This is a genomic window from Chitinophaga dinghuensis (assembly GCF_003259435.1).
Classification (GTDB): Bacteria; Bacteroidota; Bacteroidia; order Chitinophagales; family Chitinophagaceae; genus Chitinophaga; species Chitinophaga dinghuensis.
In genome coordinates, this window is record NZ_QLMA01000003.1 from 567,901 (window position 1) to 587,881 (window position 19,981).

The 19,981-nt window shown below is 43.8% G+C and carries 21 protein-coding genes; 13 read left to right on the forward strand and 8 right to left on the reverse strand.

Annotated features, from left to right (window positions below; all coding sequences use genetic code 11):
* Positions 1 to 53: 53 nt before the first annotated feature.
* Both CLV59_RS11405 and CLV59_RS11410 read right to left on the reverse strand, forming a co-directional pair.
* Positions 54 to 335, reverse strand: a complete 282-nt coding sequence (locus tag CLV59_RS11405) for a hypothetical protein (protein ID WP_146616168.1) — start codon at positions 333 to 335, stop codon at positions 54 to 56.
* Positions 316 to 1,824 (reverse strand): C25 family cysteine peptidase, encoded by a 1,509-nt coding sequence (locus CLV59_RS11410; protein ID WP_170137713.1) that lies wholly within the window; start codon positions 1,822 to 1,824, stop codon positions 316 to 318. The genes CLV59_RS11405 and CLV59_RS11410 overlap by 20 nt, the downstream gene beginning before the upstream one ends.
* A gap of 160 nt (positions 1,825 to 1,984) precedes the next feature.
* Here CLV59_RS11410 and CLV59_RS11415 point away from each other — a divergent pair, with 160 nt between their 5' ends.
* The 7 genes from CLV59_RS11415 (at position 1,985) to CLV59_RS11445 (ending at position 7,935) form a co-directional block, all read left to right on the forward strand.
* Complete coding sequence (locus CLV59_RS11415) at positions 1,985 to 3,211, forward strand: DUF6807 domain-containing protein (protein WP_111592156.1); 1,227 nt, start codon at positions 1,985 to 1,987, stop codon at positions 3,209 to 3,211.
* Positions 3,212 to 3,326: 115 nt separating this feature from the next.
* Positions 3,327 to 3,629 (forward strand): hypothetical protein, encoded by a 303-nt coding sequence (locus tag CLV59_RS11420; protein ID WP_111592157.1) that lies wholly within the window; start codon positions 3,327 to 3,329, stop codon positions 3,627 to 3,629.
* Between the two features lie 18 nt (positions 3,630 to 3,647).
* The gene (locus tag CLV59_RS11425; protein ID WP_111592158.1) at positions 3,648 to 4,148 is read left to right on the forward strand and encodes a hypothetical protein; all 501 of its coding nucleotides are present in this window, start codon (positions 3,648 to 3,650) and stop codon (positions 4,146 to 4,148) included.
* A gap of 7 nt (positions 4,149 to 4,155) precedes the next feature.
* Positions 4,156 to 5,154, forward strand: coding sequence for a DUF3137 domain-containing protein (locus tag CLV59_RS11430; protein ID WP_170137714.1), 999 nt, complete (start codon positions 4,156 to 4,158; stop codon positions 5,152 to 5,154).
* Between the two features lie 97 nt (positions 5,155 to 5,251).
* Positions 5,252 to 5,689, forward strand: coding sequence for a hypothetical protein (locus CLV59_RS11435; protein ID WP_111592160.1), 438 nt, complete (start codon positions 5,252 to 5,254; stop codon positions 5,687 to 5,689).
* Between the two features lie 24 nt (positions 5,690 to 5,713).
* Positions 5,714 to 7,057 carry a DUF5458 family protein gene (locus CLV59_RS11440; protein WP_111592161.1) on the forward strand — a complete coding sequence of 448 codons (1,344 nt, stop codon included), beginning with the start codon at positions 5,714 to 5,716 and terminating at the stop codon, positions 7,055 to 7,057.
* Positions 7,058 to 7,101: 44 nt separating this feature from the next.
* Positions 7,102 to 7,935, forward strand: coding sequence for a hypothetical protein (locus CLV59_RS11445; protein WP_170137715.1), 834 nt, complete (start codon positions 7,102 to 7,104; stop codon positions 7,933 to 7,935).
* A 269-nt stretch (positions 7,936 to 8,204) separates the two neighbouring features.
* Here CLV59_RS11445 and CLV59_RS11450 read toward each other — a convergent pair whose 3' ends face one another.
* Genes CLV59_RS11450 through CLV59_RS29105 form a run of 3 tightly spaced genes read right to left on the reverse strand, consistent with a single transcriptional unit; the run spans position 8,205 to position 10,975 of the window.
* A complete protein-coding gene (locus CLV59_RS11450; protein WP_111592163.1) occupies positions 8,205 to 9,971 on the reverse strand; it encodes a type VI secretion system baseplate subunit TssF in 1,767 nt (588 codons plus the stop codon).
* A 5-nt stretch (positions 9,972 to 9,976) separates the two neighbouring features.
* Positions 9,977 to 10,402 (reverse strand): GPW/gp25 family protein, encoded by a 426-nt coding sequence (locus CLV59_RS11455; RefSeq protein WP_111592164.1) that lies wholly within the window; start codon positions 10,400 to 10,402, stop codon positions 9,977 to 9,979.
* A gap of 9 nt (positions 10,403 to 10,411) precedes the next feature.
* The gene (locus CLV59_RS29105; protein ID WP_211323808.1) at positions 10,412 to 10,975 is read right to left on the reverse strand and encodes a PKD domain-containing protein; all 564 of its coding nucleotides are present in this window, start codon (positions 10,973 to 10,975) and stop codon (positions 10,412 to 10,414) included.
* A 652-nt stretch (positions 10,976 to 11,627) separates the two neighbouring features.
* Here CLV59_RS29105 and CLV59_RS11465 point away from each other — a divergent pair.
* From CLV59_RS11465 to tssD, 5 genes are read left to right on the forward strand one after another with little or no spacing between them, the layout of a single operon-like run.
* Positions 11,628 to 12,446 carry a hypothetical protein gene (locus CLV59_RS11465; RefSeq protein WP_111592166.1) on the forward strand — a complete coding sequence of 273 codons (819 nt, stop codon included), beginning with the start codon at positions 11,628 to 11,630 and terminating at the stop codon, positions 12,444 to 12,446.
* Positions 12,447 to 12,464: 18 nt separating this feature from the next.
* The gene (locus tag CLV59_RS11470) at positions 12,465 to 13,298 is read left to right on the forward strand and encodes a TssN family type VI secretion system protein (RefSeq protein WP_111592167.1); all 834 of its coding nucleotides are present in this window, start codon (positions 12,465 to 12,467) and stop codon (positions 13,296 to 13,298) included.
* Positions 13,286 to 14,449, forward strand: a complete 1,164-nt coding sequence (locus CLV59_RS11475; RefSeq protein WP_111592168.1) for a hypothetical protein — start codon at positions 13,286 to 13,288, stop codon at positions 14,447 to 14,449. The genes CLV59_RS11470 and CLV59_RS11475 overlap by 13 nt, the downstream gene beginning before the upstream one ends.
* 11 nt (positions 14,450 to 14,460) lie before the next feature.
* Positions 14,461 to 14,988, forward strand: coding sequence for a type VI secretion system TssO (gene tssO / locus CLV59_RS11480; protein ID WP_146616169.1), 528 nt, complete (start codon positions 14,461 to 14,463; stop codon positions 14,986 to 14,988).
* Positions 14,989 to 15,020: 32 nt separating this feature from the next.
* Complete coding sequence (gene tssD / locus CLV59_RS11485) at positions 15,021 to 15,407, forward strand: type VI secretion system tube protein TssD (protein WP_111592170.1); 387 nt, start codon at positions 15,021 to 15,023, stop codon at positions 15,405 to 15,407.
* Between the two features lie 191 nt (positions 15,408 to 15,598).
* On the opposite strand, the gene CLV59_RS11490 is transcribed toward tssD, so the two are convergent.
* From CLV59_RS11490 to CLV59_RS11500, 3 genes are read right to left on the reverse strand one after another with little or no spacing between them, the layout of a single operon-like run.
* Positions 15,599 to 16,357 (reverse strand): MBL fold metallo-hydrolase, encoded by a 759-nt coding sequence (locus CLV59_RS11490; protein WP_111592171.1) that lies wholly within the window; start codon positions 16,355 to 16,357, stop codon positions 15,599 to 15,601.
* Positions 16,358 to 16,362: 5 nt separating this feature from the next.
* A complete protein-coding gene (coaA, locus tag CLV59_RS11495; RefSeq protein ID WP_111592172.1) occupies positions 16,363 to 17,319 on the reverse strand; it encodes a type I pantothenate kinase in 957 nt (318 codons plus the stop codon).
* A gap of 11 nt (positions 17,320 to 17,330) precedes the next feature.
* The gene (locus CLV59_RS11500; protein ID WP_111592173.1) at positions 17,331 to 18,683 is read right to left on the reverse strand and encodes an NAD-dependent succinate-semialdehyde dehydrogenase; all 1,353 of its coding nucleotides are present in this window, start codon (positions 18,681 to 18,683) and stop codon (positions 17,331 to 17,333) included.
* 119 nt (positions 18,684 to 18,802) lie between these two features.
* On the opposite strand from CLV59_RS11500, the gene CLV59_RS11505 reads away from it, so the two are divergent.
* Positions 18,803 to 19,978 (forward strand): MFS transporter, encoded by a 1,176-nt coding sequence (locus tag CLV59_RS11505; protein ID WP_111592174.1) that lies wholly within the window; start codon positions 18,803 to 18,805, stop codon positions 19,976 to 19,978.
* Positions 19,979 to 19,981: the final 3 nt, after the last annotated feature.

Genomic DNA, 19,981 nt, shown 5'->3' on the forward strand with positions numbered 1-19,981 from the left:
GTAACAATGGCACAGCCATTCTCCCACAAATTAGCAAAAAAAGGGTTAGCTAGTTAGTCGTTATTGGCGACTTCCTTCCAGGAGGTTACCAGGAAAACGTAGTCTACAATCGTGCCTGTGGCAGCAATGATTTTACCGGCCATGGGCATCAGGGGATTGTCGGCGAACGGATTTCCTTCAGCGGGGCGGATAAGGTATTCGCCCTGATCAGAGGCGATGTAAACGCCCATATGTTCACTTTTGCTGTGAGGAGCGAACATACGGAGTATTAATCTGCCGCGGAGCGTAATGGTTTTAGTGTTGCTGTCCATTTTGTTATCTGCTGACATATTCACGATATCCCAGGATTTGATTATTTTTTGCCTTAACCACCAGCACTTTCACGCCGGAAGCCTGTTCTGATGCAGGTGTTGTTTCCGAAAATACATGAAATTTCACAGATGGTTTATTATCCTGTCTTTTATGTCGGTTAATGAAAGTACGTTTATGTTTAGTGGCTTTGAACTGCCGGTCTTGGAGGAGGCTGTCCATGGATTTATTCAGGTGATCATTTGCTTCCTCATCGTTATCGGGCTCAGGGCTGGAGATGAACATATCAAGCATTTTGCCTCTGGCCTCCATGTTTTCCCTGCGGTTTTGGATGGAGTTGACAAAAGACTGGCTGTTATCTACAGGGGCGTCTTTCTCATTGATAACCGGTTGAATGGAAGGATCGCCGAGCAGGTTGAATTGAGCAGCTGTTTTCAGTTCATATGGGTCCAGTGTAGGGCCCATTTCATTCAGGAATTTTTGTCTTGCTTCCAGGAGTGCGCGTCCGGTGCTGGCTCCATTCAGCACATTGATTACAAAGAACTGGGTGAGCAGATCCGCCAGGCCCTGGCCGGTAGAAGGGCCATAGGCGATATTTGAACTGCCGAGAAATGCGATAGCATTGTTACCGAGATAACTGTTTGCCATGCTGATTTGTTTGAAGACATTTTTAGCCGGATCAAATAATTGAGCGCCATAGCAGCATTCAGCGGCTACCACTGTACCGACAGGCACTCTTCCTTTAATCAGGTCAGACTTCATAGCGAGTGGAAAGTCGGATTGTTTCTGGCCGTAATAACGGGGATTGTTGAGGGCGCCGTGGCAATTGATGAAATGTGTTTTTGGTGTCAGCTGATCGGCGGACCAGTCGCCATTATCCGGGATGTTTTCTCCGGGAATCAGGCGCAGTGCGTTATTGTTACCGAAAATATTCATCAGAGAGCGTTGGGTGGAATCCTGCCAATCGAATGTACTCAGTGAGAAATAGTTTTCGTAGATATTTCTTTCTTGTGGGGTATACTGGAGTATATTATTAACCAACGAATGAAAATAGGATGGGTCCGGATTTCCGGGGATGTCCGGGAGCCGGCCGAGTACGCGGGAAGGTGCAATGAACTTGCCGGGATCTTTATCATACGGCGCATCGCAGGCATATGGCAGATCGCTGGGAATAAGGGAATCGGGGTCATGGTCGCCGCCTACCAGGTTGGTGAGGCGTTGGAATGGCACGATATCTTGAGCGCCGGCGATCAGGATATAGCCTGGCGTAAAATGAGTATAGAGTGCATCAATGGCGTTTTTGTTCTGGGCGTCATCGGTAGGTGTTGTTACCGGAGGCGCTTGAAAAGAAGCCATTTGTGTGGCGTCGTCGAGGAAAACGATATTGGTATCCAGTTGACGTGATTTATCGAATTCCTGAAGGCGTTGCAGGTCCTGCAGCAGTTGGGTATGCTGATCGCCGTATTTGGCTGCCAGGGCTGTTTTATTGGTAATGATAAGTTTTGTTGACTGCATAAGTGATACCGGGGTTTCCATTTTACAGACGGATTAGTTCGTCAAAAATATAGAATAAATTAACCAAAGGGATCGTGTCTCCCTAAAATTAATTTCCTGGGGATGTAAGGTACTTGTATACGGGCAAACAAACGATTATCTTGTTAGCATAATCGGCGTTATGAAAAAACTTTTCCTCTTTTTGCTGCAGGTGGCGGTAGTCCCTGCTCTTGCGCAGGATATGCAACTTACGGTGAAGGCGGGTAAATATGAACGGCATAATACTTTGGTGACTTATCATCCAGAGAAGCAGCTTCCAGCGGGGAAAGTATGGCAATTAGAGGAAATAAAAGGGAGTATAAGAGTGCCGGTAGCGGTGCAGCAGGATGCAGCGGGAAATTGTATTTGGATGATGGAGGGGCATATGGCAGCAGGTGCAGAAAGGACGTATCATTTATATGCCGGACCGTTTGTGAACAGTGCTGCATTACAGGCGCTTGTTTCCGATTCAGCTATATTACTGGAAGAAGGGAAGACGCGTGTCTTGCAATATAATACCGCTGTAGTATCTCCACCGGCAGGCAGTGATACTGTTTACAAGAGAAGTGGTTTTATACATCCTCTTTGGGCGCCCAATGGGGTGGTCTTGACAAATATATTTCCGAATGCGGGGCATCGTCATCATATGGGGATTTGGAACCCCTGGACCCATACTATGTTTGAAGGGAAAGAAACCGATTTCTGGAATGTGCAAAAGAAGGAAGGGAAATTGAGGTACGGTGGTTTGGTGGCTGTTGCGGGAGGAAATGTTTATTGTGGATTTAAGGTAAAGCAAGAGCATGTCGCGTTTCCGGAGCAGGGACGTGAAAAAATTGCAATAGCAGAGGTGATGTCCGTCAGGGCATATCGGGCATATTTGGGAGGCAGCCGTCGGATATGGGATATGGAGTCGGAATTTGAATGTCCGGGAGATAGTGGGATTTTGTTGATGCAATATCGTTATGGGGGTGGGTTTGGTTTGCGTACCACGCCATATTTTACAGATAAGACCAGTAAGGTATTGACTTCCGAAGGAAAGACCCGTAAGGATGCGGATAGTACGCGGGCGCGTTGGGTAATGATAACGGGAGATGCGCCTCAGGGAAGGGCAGGACTCCTGATTATGAGTTCGGGGGAGAATTACGATTCGCCAGAAGCGTTGCGGGTATGGCCGGAAAATATGGAAGGGGGAGAGTTAATGTTAAATTATTCGCCTACAAAAATTAAATCCTGGCGATGGATTCACGGGAACGTATATACGCTGAAGTACCGTATATTGGTGTATAGCGGTGATTTATCGGTTTCGGAGGCGGAGTTGGCCTGGCTGGATTATGCGTATCCTCCTGAGGTAATCGTTTCATCGCGTTGAACAAATCAAACAGAAAAGCATTATTTTAGTAACAAGATATAATTGTAGGTTTCTTTAGGCATCCTGTCGTCCCTGTATCATTAGGTTTAATTATCCTTAACCATAATGGGACAGTATGAGCAATAGTGTTAATTCCAAACCGGACAGACCGGACAATTCACCTGAAGACGATCCATCCTGGGGCGGTGTCATAGTGGGGTTGATGTTAGCGACCGCAGGAGGAGGGCTTATTTACAACAGATATCAACAATTTCATGATCCGGACAACGACCCCATCAGTCTAACCAGAATCGAATTATTGATTTACAAGATAGCAGGAGGAAACGAGTGGGTATTACTGGCAGCCTATGGAATCATTGCTTTGGTCGGAATTTATTTGATTATCAGCAATATTATTCATTTAAGAATCAAGCAATAGCATAATAACCCAGCGAACATGAGAAACCTTCAGGAATTGAAAGTGTTTTTGCTGTCCATGCATCACAAGGATGTGAAACAGACCATTATAGCATTGATAGTGGCGGAGTTCATTACATTCCTGATGGTGTTGCTGATATTGTTTATTATTTACGAAAGGGCATTACAGCCGCCAGGTTTCATTTGGGGGGTGATAGCTTTGCTGCTGGTGGGGCCATCTATTCCTTATTTGATGATGTTGTATAAGGCTACTCAGCGGCCGGGGATGATTATTTATTTTATAGAATTAATGGAAAGGGGCGCTGTAATTCAGCAGGTGGAAATAATTCAGCAGTATAAGTTCCAGTTGGTGATAGTGCAATTGTATCCGGTAATTTATGCGAGAATTACAGTGGGTAGTGACAGGCAGATATTTGTTTTCCCGGTATCTAAAGCATATGTAGCGCAATTTCAGTCGCAGATAAGCAGGGAAATCAGTGGGGTCAATGGTTTTTCAGGAATCAGCTGGTCTTCCAACTAATCCAATTATGAAATCACCGCACAGTTTAAGTGAATTTATTAGTAGCCATCTGCAGGGAACATTAAAGCAGTTGGAAAGTGCCAGGAAACGCATGCGCAGTACCTGGTGGCTATGGGTGTTATGTCTGGGCCTGGCGGTGTTATTTTATTTATTTGTGGTGGAGCCAATACATTTGGAGCAGTCTTTTGGGCATGAATTGTACATCAAATTGTTGTATGTAGGGATTGGGATTGTGTTGGCGCTAGCCGGAGTGATGTTGATTCGGAATTTAATGATGCGGCAGTTTGTAGACAGGCCTGCAGAGCAGTTGCAGCGAGATTATAAGCAGCGTGTCATTACGCCATTGTTGCAGTTTCTGCATCCGCATTATATATATGAACCGATGGAAAGTCTGCCAGTAGAGGATTTGGCAGAGACGGGTTTATTTGCCAATAAGGATTATACGACGCAGGGAAATGATCTGATTACTGGTCGGATGGGACATTTATTATTTCAGTTTTGTGATTTACGGGTGTCGGTGATTCCGGGTGCGAGGTTTCAAAGGGCCAGGGCGGATATTGTATTTAATGGTAGTTGTTATGTATTACAGTCGCCCCGTTATTTTGGAGCGCCGGTATATGTGCATACCCGTGGTTGTAAATTTATAGAGATGGTGGGTCCGGGGAATTTTGTGTTATTACCTGACAAGGATTTTAATCAGCAGTTTGTGGTATATTCAGAAGATGTATCTGAGGCGGAGCAGTTATTAAAACCTAATCTGGTAAAGTGTATCAGCGCGTTAAAATTTGTACCGGATATTAGTTTATTTATTGCATTTCATAAGCAACGTATTTATGTTGCGATCAATTCCGATATGGATAATTTCGAAGTGAATTTGAACCGGTCTATAGATGATAAGCAGTTATTGGTTGATTATTGTACGGTCTTTATGCATCAGTTGCAATTGGTGCAGGAGTTGAGGGATAATATCAGTATATGGACGACAGCCGCTTTTTCCCGCTCATAATTTTCATTCGCGGATCTGATATCTCTAAATCTTGATTTTTCGATACTTTCTCTCCGTAATTTAGGGTGTTAATTAATGTTTGTTAATCAGGATTGTTATGATAAAACACCCAGGTATTGGTGGTACGGAAGTACGGCCGGAAACCAATGAAGCTATTGCTGAAATATCTCCCAACAGAACGTTGTTTGCTGAAAGTCTGACTTTGACGCCTTCGCTAAAGCCCGAGATAGTAGCGGGATTATCGAACATTGCTGCTGTTTTTGCACAGTATAAGCCGACTGTCCCGATTGATTTTCTTGGGCCAGACGGAGAAATGATTACAGAGGTATTGGCATTTCAGGAGATGGGAGATTTTGGAGTGGGGGGGATTACGGCGCAGAGTGAATTCCTGAGGGCGCTTGCTTTGCGGCGGGAGTTATATTTGCAGGTGATTCGTCATTTGGGCGGCAACAAGGTACTTCGTATGGCGCTGGCAGATGAGGCTGCGAGGACATCATTGTTGGTGCTTATCCGGCAGTTATTAGAGGAATTATAGTGATTATTTATTTAAACCATTGTTATGTTAACCACACCAACCAAAGACCTGTCGTCTTCTGCGACAGTGTATGCTATTCAATTGCAATGTCTTTCCCGATTTGGAGGTTTTGAGTTGTTGGAATCTGCTATTGAAGGAGTCCAGAATTTGAATCCGGAACGTAAATCGAGGCGGCAGATTTTTTTGACGGAATCTTCGAAAGAGATGGACAGGAGCCGTTTGAAGCAACTATTGCTGATATGGGAGCAGATCCTGAGCGGGCATTCTGAAGTAAAGGAGATGATCCAGGAATGCAGTGCTGCGGTGATGCAATCGGAAGCTTTACTAAAAGAAAACCTGGTATTAGCATTGGAAGCTACCCGTATGTTGGAGCAATCGTATCGGAATGTATCGCTTTTCTTTGCGAATACCACCGAAGAGAAAGTAAAGAATGTAAGCTTTATCAATGCGGCTCCGGAGCAGTTGCGGGATCTGGATAACAGCAGGTTCCTGGATGCTATCCGACAGGAGTTATCGCAGCATTATGACCGGTTGGATTTGAAGGGGAACTATAGTTTGTTATTGATACCGGGATATGCAGGTAGTAATAAAATACTGGAAAAATGGGCGCGTATCGCCTATGATAATAAGTGCCTGTTGATCACAGATTTCTGCCACATGGATACGCCGGATGATGTGATGGAGATGTTTGATGCCGCTTGTTTGACAGGGGCGGAAGCCTGTAAATCCAATGTAATAATGACTTGTAATTGGTTGATTGGAAGAGGAAAGGCGATACAGGTTGGAGAAAAGGAGCATTTGCTGGTATCGCCATCAGGGGCATTGGCAGGAAGAATTTATAGTACCCTAATGTCGCAGGTGACGGCCGGAAAAAAGTATGGGGCTTTGTTGGACGTAGATGGGGTTAGTTTTGAACTAAAGAAAAGTGAGATTGCTACCCTGGAGAAATTGGGCTTGGTACCTATGGTCCAGGAATATGGACGGGTAATGGCATTCAGTGCCAAGACATTATTCACAGGGGATAATATTGGGTTACAAACTTACTCCGTAGTTCGGGTATTTGACTATGTAACCAAAGTATTGATCGACTTCCTGAACCGGCGGGCTTTTGAGAACTTCAGTGCAAATACGCGGAAAGACTTACAAAGACAGATCATACAGTTTTTGGATAGTATCACCGGACCGGATCGTCTGATCGAGGATTTTGAGATACGCCGTTTTGAACAGGATAACCGTCAGAAAGATACCATACACCTGGATATATTCCTGAAACCCTATTTTCCTGCGCGGAATTTTATGATCCGGATGGATGGCCATAAAGGGGAAGACGCCAATGCATGGGAAACCAGTTATGAACAAACTAAATAGTGATGGAGAACAGGTGTAATAGGAATCCCTTAAAGCAAACAGTTTTGAGCCTCATAGGAATACTGCTATCAGTAACCGTATGGGGAATAACAGATACTGTTGTTGTAACTAAAGGAGCAGTAACTGTGCTGACCTTCCCTTCAAGAGTGGTTACTGTGCAGTCGGGAACTACTAATGAACAGGAATATGAACATACACTGGCGGGGCGTTTGGTATTGCTAAAGGTACAGCACCCCTTTGCAACCGCGACGAACATTGTGGTCATTACGCAAAAGCAGATTTACTACCTGGTGGTAGTTTATCGGGCATCGGTAGATATGGCTGTTCTGAACATGGATTTTTCCAAGAAGAAGGCCGGAGCCAGCGATGGTAATCACCCACAGGAACGCTTACGCAGGCAGTTGAGTACATGCAGCGAAGCGGCAGATACTATGCTCATACTCAATCCCATTGATACGGTCATTGCTTCCCGCATAGCTGCTGATTATCGCTTACAGCATAGAAGAGGGAGTATTTGTAAGCTCCGGAAACTTGCGATTACCTTCGGCTTGGAAGATGTCATGAAGCTGAATGGTTTAATGTACCTGCGTTGGTATTGGAGGAATAATGCCGGATTACCTGCGGAAATTGTCCATATATCCGTATGTATGAAAACGGCCGCTACAAATGCAATCCTGCCATTAAGAACTTGTTTGAAACTACCTTCATTAATGCTTCCGGGAAAAGCCAATATCCGGCAAGTATTAGTAATAGCCGCTCCAGTGATCGATAAACGAGATGAACTGTATGCGGTGGTACACATGAGGAATATTGCAGATCCACTGATACTAAAAATCCAGGCGGCGGCATTACCGAAACATATATTGAAACCTGGTTAGGATAAGTAGAAAGGGTACGTGTACCCAATATGATGATGAAGTATCAGCCATACAAAGCTATGTAAGGGTTTTAGATGATCGAAATATTGCCAGGAACGAATCGAATGGTAAGTAGATGTTAATCGTGATGGTTGTGGACCTGGGATGAGGATACAAAACTATCAAGGATTAAGAGGTAGTATACACACCGCCGTACTTGGCTGATGTATTGAATGACTTAAAGTAGGAACGAAAGAGAAATGAGAAGGGTAGGAGTAGGAATGCAACTATTAAGCATCCTGAATAAATGAAATGCATACTGGCAGTAGTTGAAAGGATTTTTCCTGTAATTGCTGCAGTATGCATTCCTTGTAGTGTGTGAGTAAGGATGGGGCATATGGTAATCCTCCGCTATTGAGAACTAATGATATTTGTAGTACGCGCCTGTAGCCTTCCTGGATACTAGCTGACAATCTATAGCCATTTTCAATATGACAGTCCAGCAGATGTTCTCCCATAATAGCAAAACAACATAACCGGATATCCGCAGGCGTGACTATTTTATTTCCGGAAAAGAATTGTTGCCTGAAATGATGGGTAATGCCAGTAGTGGTTAAGGGTTGTTTACCTCCAGCTGAAACAGTCATCGATTTGATACTACCTTTTATATAGGATTCATCCTCAGTTGTTTGGAATGCTGTTGATAGTGGGATGTTGTTTGCAAGTTCACCAGCAGTACAAAAGTACTTCAGAAAGATGAAATTCGCATCTGGTAGAGGTTTTATGGAGAGAATGGGCCACTTGAATTTTTCCTCCTGGTGGATGTGTTGATGCATGTCGGAGATAAGCTGCTGCAAGTCTTGTAGTTGTTGCAATAGGATGCCATTTTGTGTTGGTTGCAGTAAACGGTATTCCTCTTGAAGTCGGTGTATGATAAATTGTAGCTGTTGCTGTAAGTCATGTTCCTCCCATCTTTTGCGAACAGGATAATCGCAGGTGAATTCTCCAGGTAATAAGTCCGATATTGTTTTGATCTTTTCTTGTTGATAGCTACGTTGAAGTTGATCGGTACAGGAATGAAGGTGATAGAAATATTGTTTTCCTGAAAGTACATGGACTTGAAACTCATGTGTAGCCGTAAGTGACAAGGACATTTCCAGTAGGTTTACTGCTGGAAAGCAATTTACCTGACAGATGATATCAGGAAGAACTTCCGTAGGGAACCCTGGTAGCTCTATTCTTAACCAGATACCTTCTTCTAAAGTCTTTAATTCATTTTGTTGTTGATACTGCCGCAAAGGTTCAGGAATATGTTTTTTTATCTCCTGAATGTCATAATGATCCAGAATAGTCAGGAATTGTTGTCTATATTTTTGTTGCCAGAAAGTCCAGTTGGTAGCTGAATGGCTGGCGTTTAGCTCATTAGGAAAACCACTAATGATCCGGATAGGCTGATCATTGACATACAGCTTTGCGATGGGTAGTACCTGTTGTAATAATGTTTCGAGGTTCGTATTGCGAACCTGAAAGAACAGGGAAACATGGTGTAGATCTGCTATGGCGCCTGATGGGTATTCCAATCGGGCATAAATTTGTGACGGTGTATTGTACCAGATAGTATCATTTACTAATACGCTTATTTGCATAAGCTCGTTTATTTGCAATACAGTGTCAGGACTGACGACATGCGTAATATGACCAGGTGTCAGCTTATAATTGCCGGCAGGAATAAAGGCAATCTTTTCAGCGATTTGAGGAAGCTGAGTAATAAATTCCTGTTGAGGTGTAATGATTATTTCTTCTTTTGGTAAGGCATGCAACAGCAGGTCCGCAGGTTGACTGCAAGCATGAATGGATGGAATTAGTATGCTGGCTAACCTTTCAATCATAAGCGCTTGATGAGTGTAATGCTCACTTTGTAATTTCTCCAGCTCCTTTGCCAGCCCTTCCAGGAGCAACTTTACTACCGGATCAAGTAATGTATCCATATCCTGTTCTGATAGGTTCCATGCGCGACATGCCAGCCGTAACAGACGTTCTTTTATAGTAGTTTTCATTCAATTTATAGTTTGAAAGTGACTGGATTTATCTTCAGTTTAAATTCAAATTCGAATGGCTGGACGGGTTTTATCGTATGTCCGCGTATGGTGAAATGTGCGAAAGATTGTTGGTGGCTATTATTTTTCAATGAACGTTCCAGGGTAACCTGGATATCCGTTTGGTGGAGACGTTTTTCATGTTTTGTAATACAGTTGAGTACAATGGCTTCCAGGTCTGTTTTTAGCAGATGCGCCGGACTTGACAGTTTTAACAGTTGTTCCTGGATGCTGCATCCATATTCGGGATTAGCTGGAAATTCTCCCTTAGTTGTTTGTACCAGTAATTGTATGTGTTGAATAACGGATGATTTGAGTTGAAGTGTCCGTTTGTGGTTACCGGTTATAAGGGCCTGGATGTCTAATGGCAGTTTAAGAAATGTTGGTTTCATATTGAATTTTTAAAATAGTCCGATAAATTTTTTCTTGTTGTACTGAATGTTAAGCGCTGTAATACAACCTGATTTGTCCCGGGTTATATTTACCTGGTCAATGGATAGCCGTTTTTTCCCTCTGATTTGTAGGCAGAACTGATTGAATGGCATCATTGTTTTTTCATTGATGATGACGGGTGTTTGAATATTATTACAGAGATATTCGGAGAAGTCGGTGAATTGTTTATTCCCATAAATTACCTGTTGCAGCATGAACCTGAATTCTTCTGCTGTGATGGATGGCACTGCAGGTTCCACCTTCTTAATGGGTAGGTGGGGGATGGGAGGAGGAGCAGGTGCAGTAGGGGCGGGAGTACTGGTCAATATGGGAGGAGGGAATATGTGGATGCGCTTAACCGCCATACGGGCAGTGTCCCGGTTGACGATAAGCGTAAGTATTTTTTCGCCTGGGGAACGAAAAGTATAGGTGACCGTTGGTGTGTTGTATATACTATCTTCCTTACCGGAGAGTTGCCATGCGAAGCTTACATCTGCTGGCTGATTGGAACCAAAGGTGGCAGCAGTACCCACTGTTACACTTCCAGGGCCAATAATAGCAGGGTATATTGCAGTTGTATCTTTTGTATTAATTATTGCCGGTTGTACAGTTACGCGCCGAAAGTAGTGACAGATGCCTGTAAATACGTGTATATCCTGGATTCCGGGCTGGCGAAATTTTTGTGAGATTCCTAAACCTTCAGCATATCGATGATTTGGAAGTATCCAGAAAATATGATGAGGCTTTTTAATGGTAGGAATGAATAAACTTAATGTATCGTTTGTCGTGTATACTTCATCGTTATAAATTCGATTACGTTTTATTTCGATTCCCTTTTGTATACATGATGCTGGTGAATGTGCACGGATGCAACATAGGAAAATACCTAGTAAACCATTGGCATTAATCGTAAAAAATAGGACCCGTTCCCGAAGGAAGGGAAGGTTGAAATGTAACATGGTTAATGATTTGGGTTAACTTCTGCTAAAGGGGAGGTAGGTTGCAGAAAAATTACATGTAATGATTACAAGTTTAATTATTATTTCAGGAATTAGAAATTTTTTCTAAAAAATTATTTTGATTTTTTGTTTTGTATTGATGCGATTATTTATTTTTGCTTACCTCTGATTCACTTCTTTATCACATTTCCTTCAGGCAATATTTTTTTCAGTTAACCCATTGATTATGCCTGATATTTTTTTTGATGATTTCATTAATGCAGAGCTTTTAATGCCACTATTTCTGCATCGCGAGTTAACTGTCAATTACTCGGGTGGTTTTGTACGCGCGTATAGTACCGATATCCAGCGCATGGTGGTGAATAAAGCGATGGCACATGTAATATTGAACCGGAATGGTTTGTATCATCAACTTCCGGAAGGACTATTTCATATAGCAGATTGTCCATTGGATACAGTGGGAATAGAGGTGATGGCGAATGTCAGTCGTCAGTTGAAGAAAGAGGCAGCAGCGGCATGTCTACTTTTTCAGCCTATGGAGCAGTTATTATTTGAGCAGGGCTGTATGCTTACTGAAACATCCTTTGTGCCTGTATTGGTAGGGTTGTTGCGAGCTATCAGTGGAATGGAGGATACCCATTCTCTAATGAGATTAATTCCTTTTTTATCGGATATACGAAGTTGTAACAGTATCCCGATGGCTGTTACCCTTATATCAAGGATAATAAAACAGCCCGTATCCTTTGTTTGCAAGTCTCTGAGTAATTGCGTAAATCCTGGAATGACCAAAGAAGGGATGGTGGCTGTATTGGGAATGGATTTAGTACTTGGGGATGTAATCGGGGAAGATGTACCGCAGCTTTTTTTAGAGATAGGGCCGGTAGAAGTATCTGTAGCCGCTGATTTCCTGCCCTGGAAGAATGAAGGGAAATTCCTTCGGTTACTCGCATGCCTGTTACTCCCAGCCGGGCTTGAGATTATCTGGCAACCGTTTGTTGATCAGAAGGATTATATCTGTGCCATCGATGGATATATGTATTGTTAACCCAGAATCATATGTGAAATGACTTATTTACTTATTGCCGTTGCAGTATTGATATTGGTGGGCGTTTGGTTGATAAGAAGCGCATTGAATATCAGGAATGTAACATCTCTGGTTATTGCGATGATATTTCTACTGTCATTATTATCAGGTGGTTTTCTATTCTCCCGGTGTATTAACCGTATTTCCTGGAATGGCGTATTTATGCTTGGAGCGGCTGCCTCCTTTGCCGGTGGTATAGTGGCGGTGGTCTGTGGTCAGTATGGGAAATGGTCTCCAAAGATGAAGGCCCTTCATGGTATATTTATCATTATACTTGGTATAACCCTCCTTCTTCTGGCGCATTGTTTACAGCTATATGACCAGCTTCCTCCTTATACTATTGGTGTTGGACTACTTGACTTCCTGATCCCTGTTTGTTTTTGGGAACTGTGGGAAGTGGTATTGGTAATTCCCCCTGCATTATATGAGGATTGGTATTATCCGACTGAAAAGGAGTACGAGGAGATCGCCGAAAATGATATGAAAGATCTCCTGGTAATTGCATTGAAGCTCAAAAAAAACACGGGTGGCGGACTTACTGGATTTCGGGCCAGAGCGCCGCGTCATGTAACATGGGGGTTATTCTTTTACCATTTTATCAATGATTATAATGCCCGGCATCCGGAACAACCGATAGATCTTTCTGCAGAAGATCCGAAAGGTTGCAGATGGAGATGTTATCGTATACGCAGTTACTGGTGGCCAAGAGTAATAGATCCTAATTTACCGGTTTACAGTAATGGTATTAAAGAAAACAGCATCATTCTTTGTGAAAGGATTCATTCTATAAATATTGAAACATGCAAACAATAATAAATCATCCAATGGTAAACTGGGTGGACGGAATGAAAGTGCGGCAGGAAGATTTTACTACCATGGAAAATGCCCTGTTAGAACGTGTTCAGCGAACAGCTGCGTCTATTTTGAATGAGCACAATTATGGGTTGTTGGGAATGCGTTCGTTGCCAGAGAAGAATCTACACTTACAATTTAAAACAGACCCTCATTGTTGTGTATTGCAATTATATACCTGTCAGGCAATTACAGCAGCGGGAATGTTAATACAATTCCCACTCGTAACTACTGAAGGAAGGGTTATTTCGGATAGCCTTGTTTTTCATTGGCAGACGCCAAAACAGGATGGTGTTTGGTATGTAATCATCCATACAGATTATTATCAGCGGATTCCGGCAGGAGATCCGGTACCAGACGTGCTTCCATGCAGAACAAAATATACTATGGACCGACTCTTGCTTTCAATGGTAGCGACGCAGGATATTCCTGTAGAAGGACTGTTGCCCGGTCAACTTACAATTGGCCGGGTGGTAGTAAAGAACCATATGGCGGAAGTGGATCAAGGTTATATTCCTCCATGTATCAGCATCGGCGCTCATCCTCTGCTAATGGTAATAGGAGAGGAAGTCATGGTATTATTAAGGCAAGTACGTTGTAGTTGTCAGGAAATAATCGAGAAAATATATTCCAGGAATCAGCAACAGGAAATGGCTGCTATCATTTTGTACCTGGCTGAACATGTGGGGCAGGTGCTGAGTTGGTCGCTTCCATTTTATCAGGATAAGGTGGGGCAGGACTCGCCATTTCATCTTTTTACGCTTGCTAAAACTACTGGCGGCGTATGGTTGTCGGCATTGGAACAAAGGGCATCAGGCAGCAGAGAGGAGATACTGCAATACTTTGCAGAATGGTCAGGAGTGCCAGCAGGAGAAATTGAAACGAAATGTTATGACCTGGTGGTGGCAACCTATCATCATGTGGATATGCAGACGGCATTCCATAGTGCTTTGAGTTTTCTGAGAATCATGCAAAGAGTATTCGCTGCCATAGGGAAGCTGGAATACATTGGTAAGAAACCGGACGGTAACATTTTTGTAAAAGAAGAAGGTCTTGGTCAACCGCCAATTGCTACAGGCACACGTAAATCCAAATGGTCCTTTTCGGAATAAAATTTTCAATTATGGAGCCTTTAAATAGCCAAATAAGAAGAAAGGGATTCTTGTTATTTCTGTTGTTTTATCTGCTAACAACAGGACTACTGATATTGGGTGTGTTCCTGTATTATCAAGTCCCGGTGGCAGAGAATAACATGTTACGCAGCGAGTTGATATACCATGGGGAAAGATGGGCGCGACAACAACAGTTCAGTGACGGTTTAGGAAAAGTAAAACAGGAACTGTCAACCGTCAATGATCCCGGACAGAACAGCAGCTATGTGGATCAGCTGATCGCTACTACGTTGGCGGGTATGCGTAACCATATTAGTCCCAAAGAATCGGGATTTAATTTCTATGACGATATCCTGCAGTGTTGTTTGTCACTCCAACAAAGCAAGCAACAATTAAGAGAATGCAGAGATGCGCAGCAAACGATCATGGCGTTGAGAATGGAAGTCTCACAATTACAGCAGCAACTGGATGGGAAGTCCAGAGAGCTGGAGAACTGTCGTTTGTTAATGATGGCTAACCATACACAAACATCCCCTTGATGATTATTTGTTAACCTTTTAAATCTGAAAGTATGTCATTTAAATCAATTCTTACCGTGAATGGTGAGCAGTACAACGTGCAGCATGTAAGTTATGAGCTGCACCAGGAAACGGATGCAACGGGCAGACCTTCTGCCATTACAAGAGGAGGACGTATTGAATTGACAGTGGAATCCACCGGAAAAACAGATTTGTTTGAATGGATGGTCAATAATTTTGAAAGGAAAGATGGTACTATTACTTTTTATAAGAGAGATACAGATGCCAAGTTAAAATCCCTGGAATTTAAAGAAGGGTATCTGGTGAAGTTTGAGGAAGTATTTGATTATGTGGACAAGCATCCAATGAAGATTACGTTTACTATTTCTGCGAGAGAAATGAGTATGGGGAATGCCAGCCATATTAATGAATGGGTTTAATACAGTAGGTCGCGGAAATCCTTGCTGGGAGGTAGTTGTATTAAGCACTGCATTGGGATCGGAGAGAATGCGAGGGAAATACTTTTGTGGAGGAAGACTTGAATCCAGCTGGGGCCAGTAACCATTTACGCTGCTGTTATTGCAGCGTAAATGGTAAATGTGATGATAATGGAAGAAAGGGGAGAAGTGAATTAATTCAGCATAATCCAGTCTCCCGGATCTGGAATATTACATTCCTTGGAAGCAACAGCCACGGCAACGGCCAGGTCTTCCCTGGTGAGGGTGCAGTGATTGATTGATTCCATATGTACTGCGATAACATTTGTATTTGCAGGATGATTAATGACCTGTAATACATCTTCCGCAGTCATGGTAATAGGATCTCCCTGGAGGAATCTTGCGGCGCCTGCATTTACTACAGTATGTTCCGGTTTGAAGCGGTCCAGGGTTTCTTTTACCTCATTGCACCAGATAGTATCTCCAGCAATGTATAATCGTTGGTCGCCATCGGTGATTACGAAGCCGGAAACAGGAGCCATCAGTTTACCGATTTCGCCGGTACCATGTTGGCCACCGGTGCGATGAATGGTAAATTGATTCCAGGTAATACTGTCATTAACGGGGATAACGTTGATGAATCCTGCATCAGTAATTTTCTGCACATCTTCCGGTTGGCAGATAATCGTGGTCGTTTTTGGGAGCATCTCCTGTGCGGTCACATCCCAATGATCTCTGTGGGTATGAGTCAGTAATACTGCGTCGATATCCTGTACCATGGTTTGTACTGCAATGTCACTAAGCGTAAGATCCACCGTGGGATTGCGGATAGCGTTGGCAGTGTTGGGGACAGGATCCATACTTCCTTTAGTGCCCAACATGGGATCTACCAGGATTTTCTTGTTGTTCCATTCCAATAGGAATGTGGCATTTCTTAAAAACAGTAGTTGCATGTCGATCAGGTTTTCCTGAGTTTGATGGATTGAACAAAATGGTTACTACCTTTCTCCAGTATCAGGCCTGCACGGTAGCGCGTAGGTGCAATGTTCTGTTCCAGATTGGGTTTGTTGATATCTTCCCAAATCTGAGTGGCGAGTTCCACGGTGGCGCCATCGGACAGTCCAGCATATCTGTGAAAGAATGAATCCGGGTTTTGGAAGGCCGTCTGACGCAAGGATTCAAATCGCGCGATATACCATTTACGGATATCTTTCTCAGCGGCATCTACATATATTGAAAAATCGAAGAAGTCTGATACGAATACGGCCGGATCTTTCTGTTGTTGGCGAGGACGTACCTGCAGTACGTTTACGCCTTCTACGATGATAATATCCGGTTGTTCTATCCATTGGAGTTGTCCTGGGAGTACATCATATTCCAGATGGGAATATAATGGCGCGGCTACACGTTCTTTACCGGATTTGACATCTGCCAGAAAGTGAACGAGGCGTTTAATATCATAGCTTTCAGGGAATCCCTTACGGTTCATGATATTGTTTTGTTCCAGGACTTTATTGGGATAGAGGAAGCCGTCTGTGGTAACAAGATCTACCCGCGGATGATTGGGCCAGGCCTGTAATAATCGTTGTAATACTCTTGCTGTGGTACTTTTACCTACTGCAACACTACCAGCTATTCCAATGATATAAGGCACTTTCAGGTGTTGGCTTCCCAGGAAATTACTGGTGGCTTTATGTAACTGCTGGGAGGAGGTTACATAGAGATTTAATAGATGGGCCAGGGGAAGATATACCTGCGTAATCTCTTCCTGTGTAAGTGGCTCATTCATACCATGCAATTGTTCCAGGTCATAGTCTGCCAACTGTAGTTTGGCATCGCCGCTTCTTTCTGCCCATTCTTTACGGGAGAAAGTGATATAGGGAGTAAAGCGGTCGCGTTTCAGAGATGTGGTCATGTTCTAAAAGCCTAATGTATGTAAACGGTCTTAACGTTTAAAAATTCGTGTGTTCCTTCCAATGATAATTCCCTGCCATATCCGGATTGTTTAACTCCTCCGAATGGTAACCGGGCATCAGAACGAACCATAGCATTGATAAATACATTGCCGCTTTCAATCTGGCGTGCCAGTCGGGCTGCTTTTTCCAGGTCTTTTGTCCATAACGCGGAACCCAGACCGAAATCTGTTTCGTTGGCAAGTGCTATCGCTGCTTCTTCACCCGCCGCTTCAATGATGACGCCCAGTGGTCCGAAGGTTTCTTCCCGGAAGGCGGTCATATCTGCGGTGACACCAGTCAGCAGTGTAGGGGCAAAGTTACATCCTTCATAGGTGCCACCCAAGACCAGGTGTGCACCCTGGGAAATTGTCTCTTTCAGTTGTCTTCCCAGATCCTCCGCTAAATCGGGTCTGGCCATTGGGCCCATGTTGGTACTTTCCAACATCGGATCTCCTTGTTTCATGGCCTGAAGGATTTCCGCTACCGCCTGTGTAAACTCCGCTACTGCCGGTTTTTCCACTATCCAGCGTTTGGCGGCAATACAGGACTGACCAGCATTTTGCATACGTCCCTGCACTGCAACTTTGGCTGCCTCCTTAATATCGGCGTCTTTCAACACAATAAAAGGATCGCTACCTCCCAGCTCCAGGACGGTTTTTTTGATATATTTCCCTGCCAGCGCAGCCACACTTTTCCCCGCAGGGGTACTGCCAGTGAGGGTAACACCCTGCACGCGCGGATCTGCGATGATAGGCTCTATATGTTGGGACGATAATAACACCGTCTGGAAGGTTCCTTCCGGGAATCCCGACTCCGTAAAGAGCTTTTCAATGGCCAGTGCACAGCCACTCACATTACTGGCATGTTTTAATAATCCTGCATTTCCTGCTAAAATATTGGGAATTGCAAAACGAAAAACCTGCCAGTAAGGGAAATTCCAGGGCATTATTGCCAGAATGATCCCTTTGGGCTCATAAGATACATAACTTTTTGAGGCATCTGAGCTTATAATACGTGGTTGGAGGATCTGTTCTATATTTTCGACATAATAATCGATGGTAGTCGCGCATTTCTGCACTTCCGCTGTGGCTTCCTGGAGGGTCTTCCCCATTTCCTGGGAAATAATCGTGGCATGCTCCTTTACATTGTCGCGCATGGACTTAGCTACTTGAGCCATCCATTGCCGGCGCTGATCCAGTGGGATATTTAACATGTCCCGAAATGCCTTCTCGCCTTTCAGCAGTTTGGTTTCAATTTCATTTGCTGTGTGTTCCTTATACTCTGCTATTAATTCCTGTGTGTAAGGATAGATACTTTTGAACATAACTATCTGCTTTTAACGGTGAGCAATTAACTATTACAAATTTACCGTTTCCGGGGGAATGAAATCGTTCCGAGAGTTTTAGGCTTTCAACTATCTTTGCACATCAAAAATCGGAAACTATGGCGCTTAGCAGATGGAATATAGCCGTAATGGCACTTTGTACGGGCTTGATCGTCGCAAATATTTACTATAGCCAGCCTTTGCTGGTATTGATGAGTGATGAATTCGGTGTCTCAGAATCTAATGCGGGACAGGTAACCTTTTTCACGCAGGTAGGATATGCCCTGGGGTTATTGTTTTGTGTGCCCCTGGGAGATATGTTGGAAAAGAAAAAGCAAATTATTACTATGACATTGGCCTCCTCGGTGGCGCTGGTCGCGTCAGCGATGTCCAATAATATCGCCATGTTGAAAGTAACCGGCCTGCTGATCGGATTTACTTCAGTGGTGCCACAGCTGATACTCCCGCTGGCAGCCACGCTAAGTAGCGACAACAATCGTGGTAAAGTGATCGGAACGGTCATGAGTGGTTTATTAATAGGGATTTTATTGTCGAGAACACTCAGCGGTATTATCGGGCATCATCTGGGATGGAGAGGGATGTTCTGGATTGCGGCTGCTATCAGCGGATTATTAGCGCTGGTCATGATGTTTTCCTTTCCGAAGACGGAGCCTACATTTAAAGGCACTTATGGGGATTTAATGAAATCATTGATCACATTGGTCAAGGAACAACCGGTGTTACGAGAAGCCTCTGCCATTAATGCCTGCAGCTTCGCTATGTTTGGCCTTTTCTGGACAACGGTGGTCTTTCTGTTGTCGGATGCGCCCTTCTTTTATCAGAGTGACAAAATTGGGCTGATGGGATTGGCCGCTGCCGCTGGCGCCCTTGGCGCTCCGTTGGTAGGACGTGTGGCAGATAAGAAGAATCCCCGCATAGCTGTGGGATATGGCATTATTTTCCTGTTTGCAGGTTACTTTCTTTTCTTCCTCTTCAGAACGGAGATTATCGGCATTATTGTGGGCATTATCGCAATAGATCTGGGGTTACAGGCAATTCACGTTTCTAACCAGACAAGAGTGTACGCATTAATTCCATCTGCCAGAAACCGCCTGAATACTGTATTTATGACCACTAGTTTTATCGGTACCTCTCTGGGCTCCGGTATTGGGCTATGGGTATGGTCTGTAGGCAAGTGGACAGGTGTCTGCGTAGCTGGTACAGCCCTTATTACAGTGGCACTTATCATCTATCTGCTGACTTTGCCTAAAGCGGCTGTCAGCAAGGCTGGGTAATTA

What these genes read in the sequence shown, in the direction of transcription:
- CLV59_RS11410 (WP_170137713.1), bottom strand. Translation starts at nt 1,824, where the DNA reads ATGCAGTCAACAAAACTTATCATTACCAATAAAACAGCCCTGGCAGCC.
- CLV59_RS11415 (WP_111592156.1), top strand. Translation starts at nt 1,985, where the DNA reads ATGAAAAAACTTTTCCTCTTTTTGCTGCAGGTGGCGGTAGTCCCTGCT.
- CLV59_RS11420 (WP_111592157.1), top strand. Translation starts at nt 3,327, where the DNA reads ATGAGCAATAGTGTTAATTCCAAACCGGACAGACCGGACAATTCACCT.
- CLV59_RS11425 (WP_111592158.1), top strand. Translation starts at nt 3,648, where the DNA reads ATGAGAAACCTTCAGGAATTGAAAGTGTTTTTGCTGTCCATGCATCAC.
- CLV59_RS11430 (WP_170137714.1), top strand. Translation starts at nt 4,156, where the DNA reads ATGAAATCACCGCACAGTTTAAGTGAATTTATTAGTAGCCATCTGCAG.
- CLV59_RS11435 (WP_111592160.1), top strand. Translation starts at nt 5,252, where the DNA reads ATGATAAAACACCCAGGTATTGGTGGTACGGAAGTACGGCCGGAAACC.
- CLV59_RS11440 (WP_111592161.1), top strand. Translation starts at nt 5,714, where the DNA reads ATGTTAACCACACCAACCAAAGACCTGTCGTCTTCTGCGACAGTGTAT.
- CLV59_RS11450 (WP_111592163.1), bottom strand. Translation starts at nt 9,971, where the DNA reads ATGAAAACTACTATAAAAGAACGTCTGTTACGGCTGGCATGTCGCGCA.
- CLV59_RS11455 (WP_111592164.1), bottom strand. Translation starts at nt 10,402, where the DNA reads ATGAAACCAACATTTCTTAAACTGCCATTAGACATCCAGGCCCTTATA.
- CLV59_RS11465 (WP_111592166.1), top strand. Translation starts at nt 11,628, where the DNA reads ATGCCTGATATTTTTTTTGATGATTTCATTAATGCAGAGCTTTTAATG.
- CLV59_RS11470 (WP_111592167.1), top strand. Translation starts at nt 12,465, where the DNA reads ATGACTTATTTACTTATTGCCGTTGCAGTATTGATATTGGTGGGCGTT.
- CLV59_RS11475 (WP_111592168.1), top strand. Translation starts at nt 13,286, where the DNA reads ATGCAAACAATAATAAATCATCCAATGGTAAACTGGGTGGACGGAATG.
- tssO (WP_146616169.1), top strand. Translation starts at nt 14,461, where the DNA reads ATGGAGCCTTTAAATAGCCAAATAAGAAGAAAGGGATTCTTGTTATTT.
- tssD (WP_111592170.1), top strand. Translation starts at nt 15,021, where the DNA reads ATGTCATTTAAATCAATTCTTACCGTGAATGGTGAGCAGTACAACGTG.
- CLV59_RS11490 (WP_111592171.1), bottom strand. Translation starts at nt 16,357, where the DNA reads ATGCAACTACTGTTTTTAAGAAATGCCACATTCCTATTGGAATGGAAC.
- coaA (WP_111592172.1), bottom strand. Translation starts at nt 17,319, where the DNA reads ATGACCACATCTCTGAAACGCGACCGCTTTACTCCCTATATCACTTTC.
- CLV59_RS11500 (WP_111592173.1), bottom strand. Translation starts at nt 18,683, where the DNA reads ATGTTCAAAAGTATCTATCCTTACACACAGGAATTAATAGCAGAGTAT.
- CLV59_RS11505 (WP_111592174.1), top strand. Translation starts at nt 18,803, where the DNA reads ATGGCGCTTAGCAGATGGAATATAGCCGTAATGGCACTTTGTACGGGC.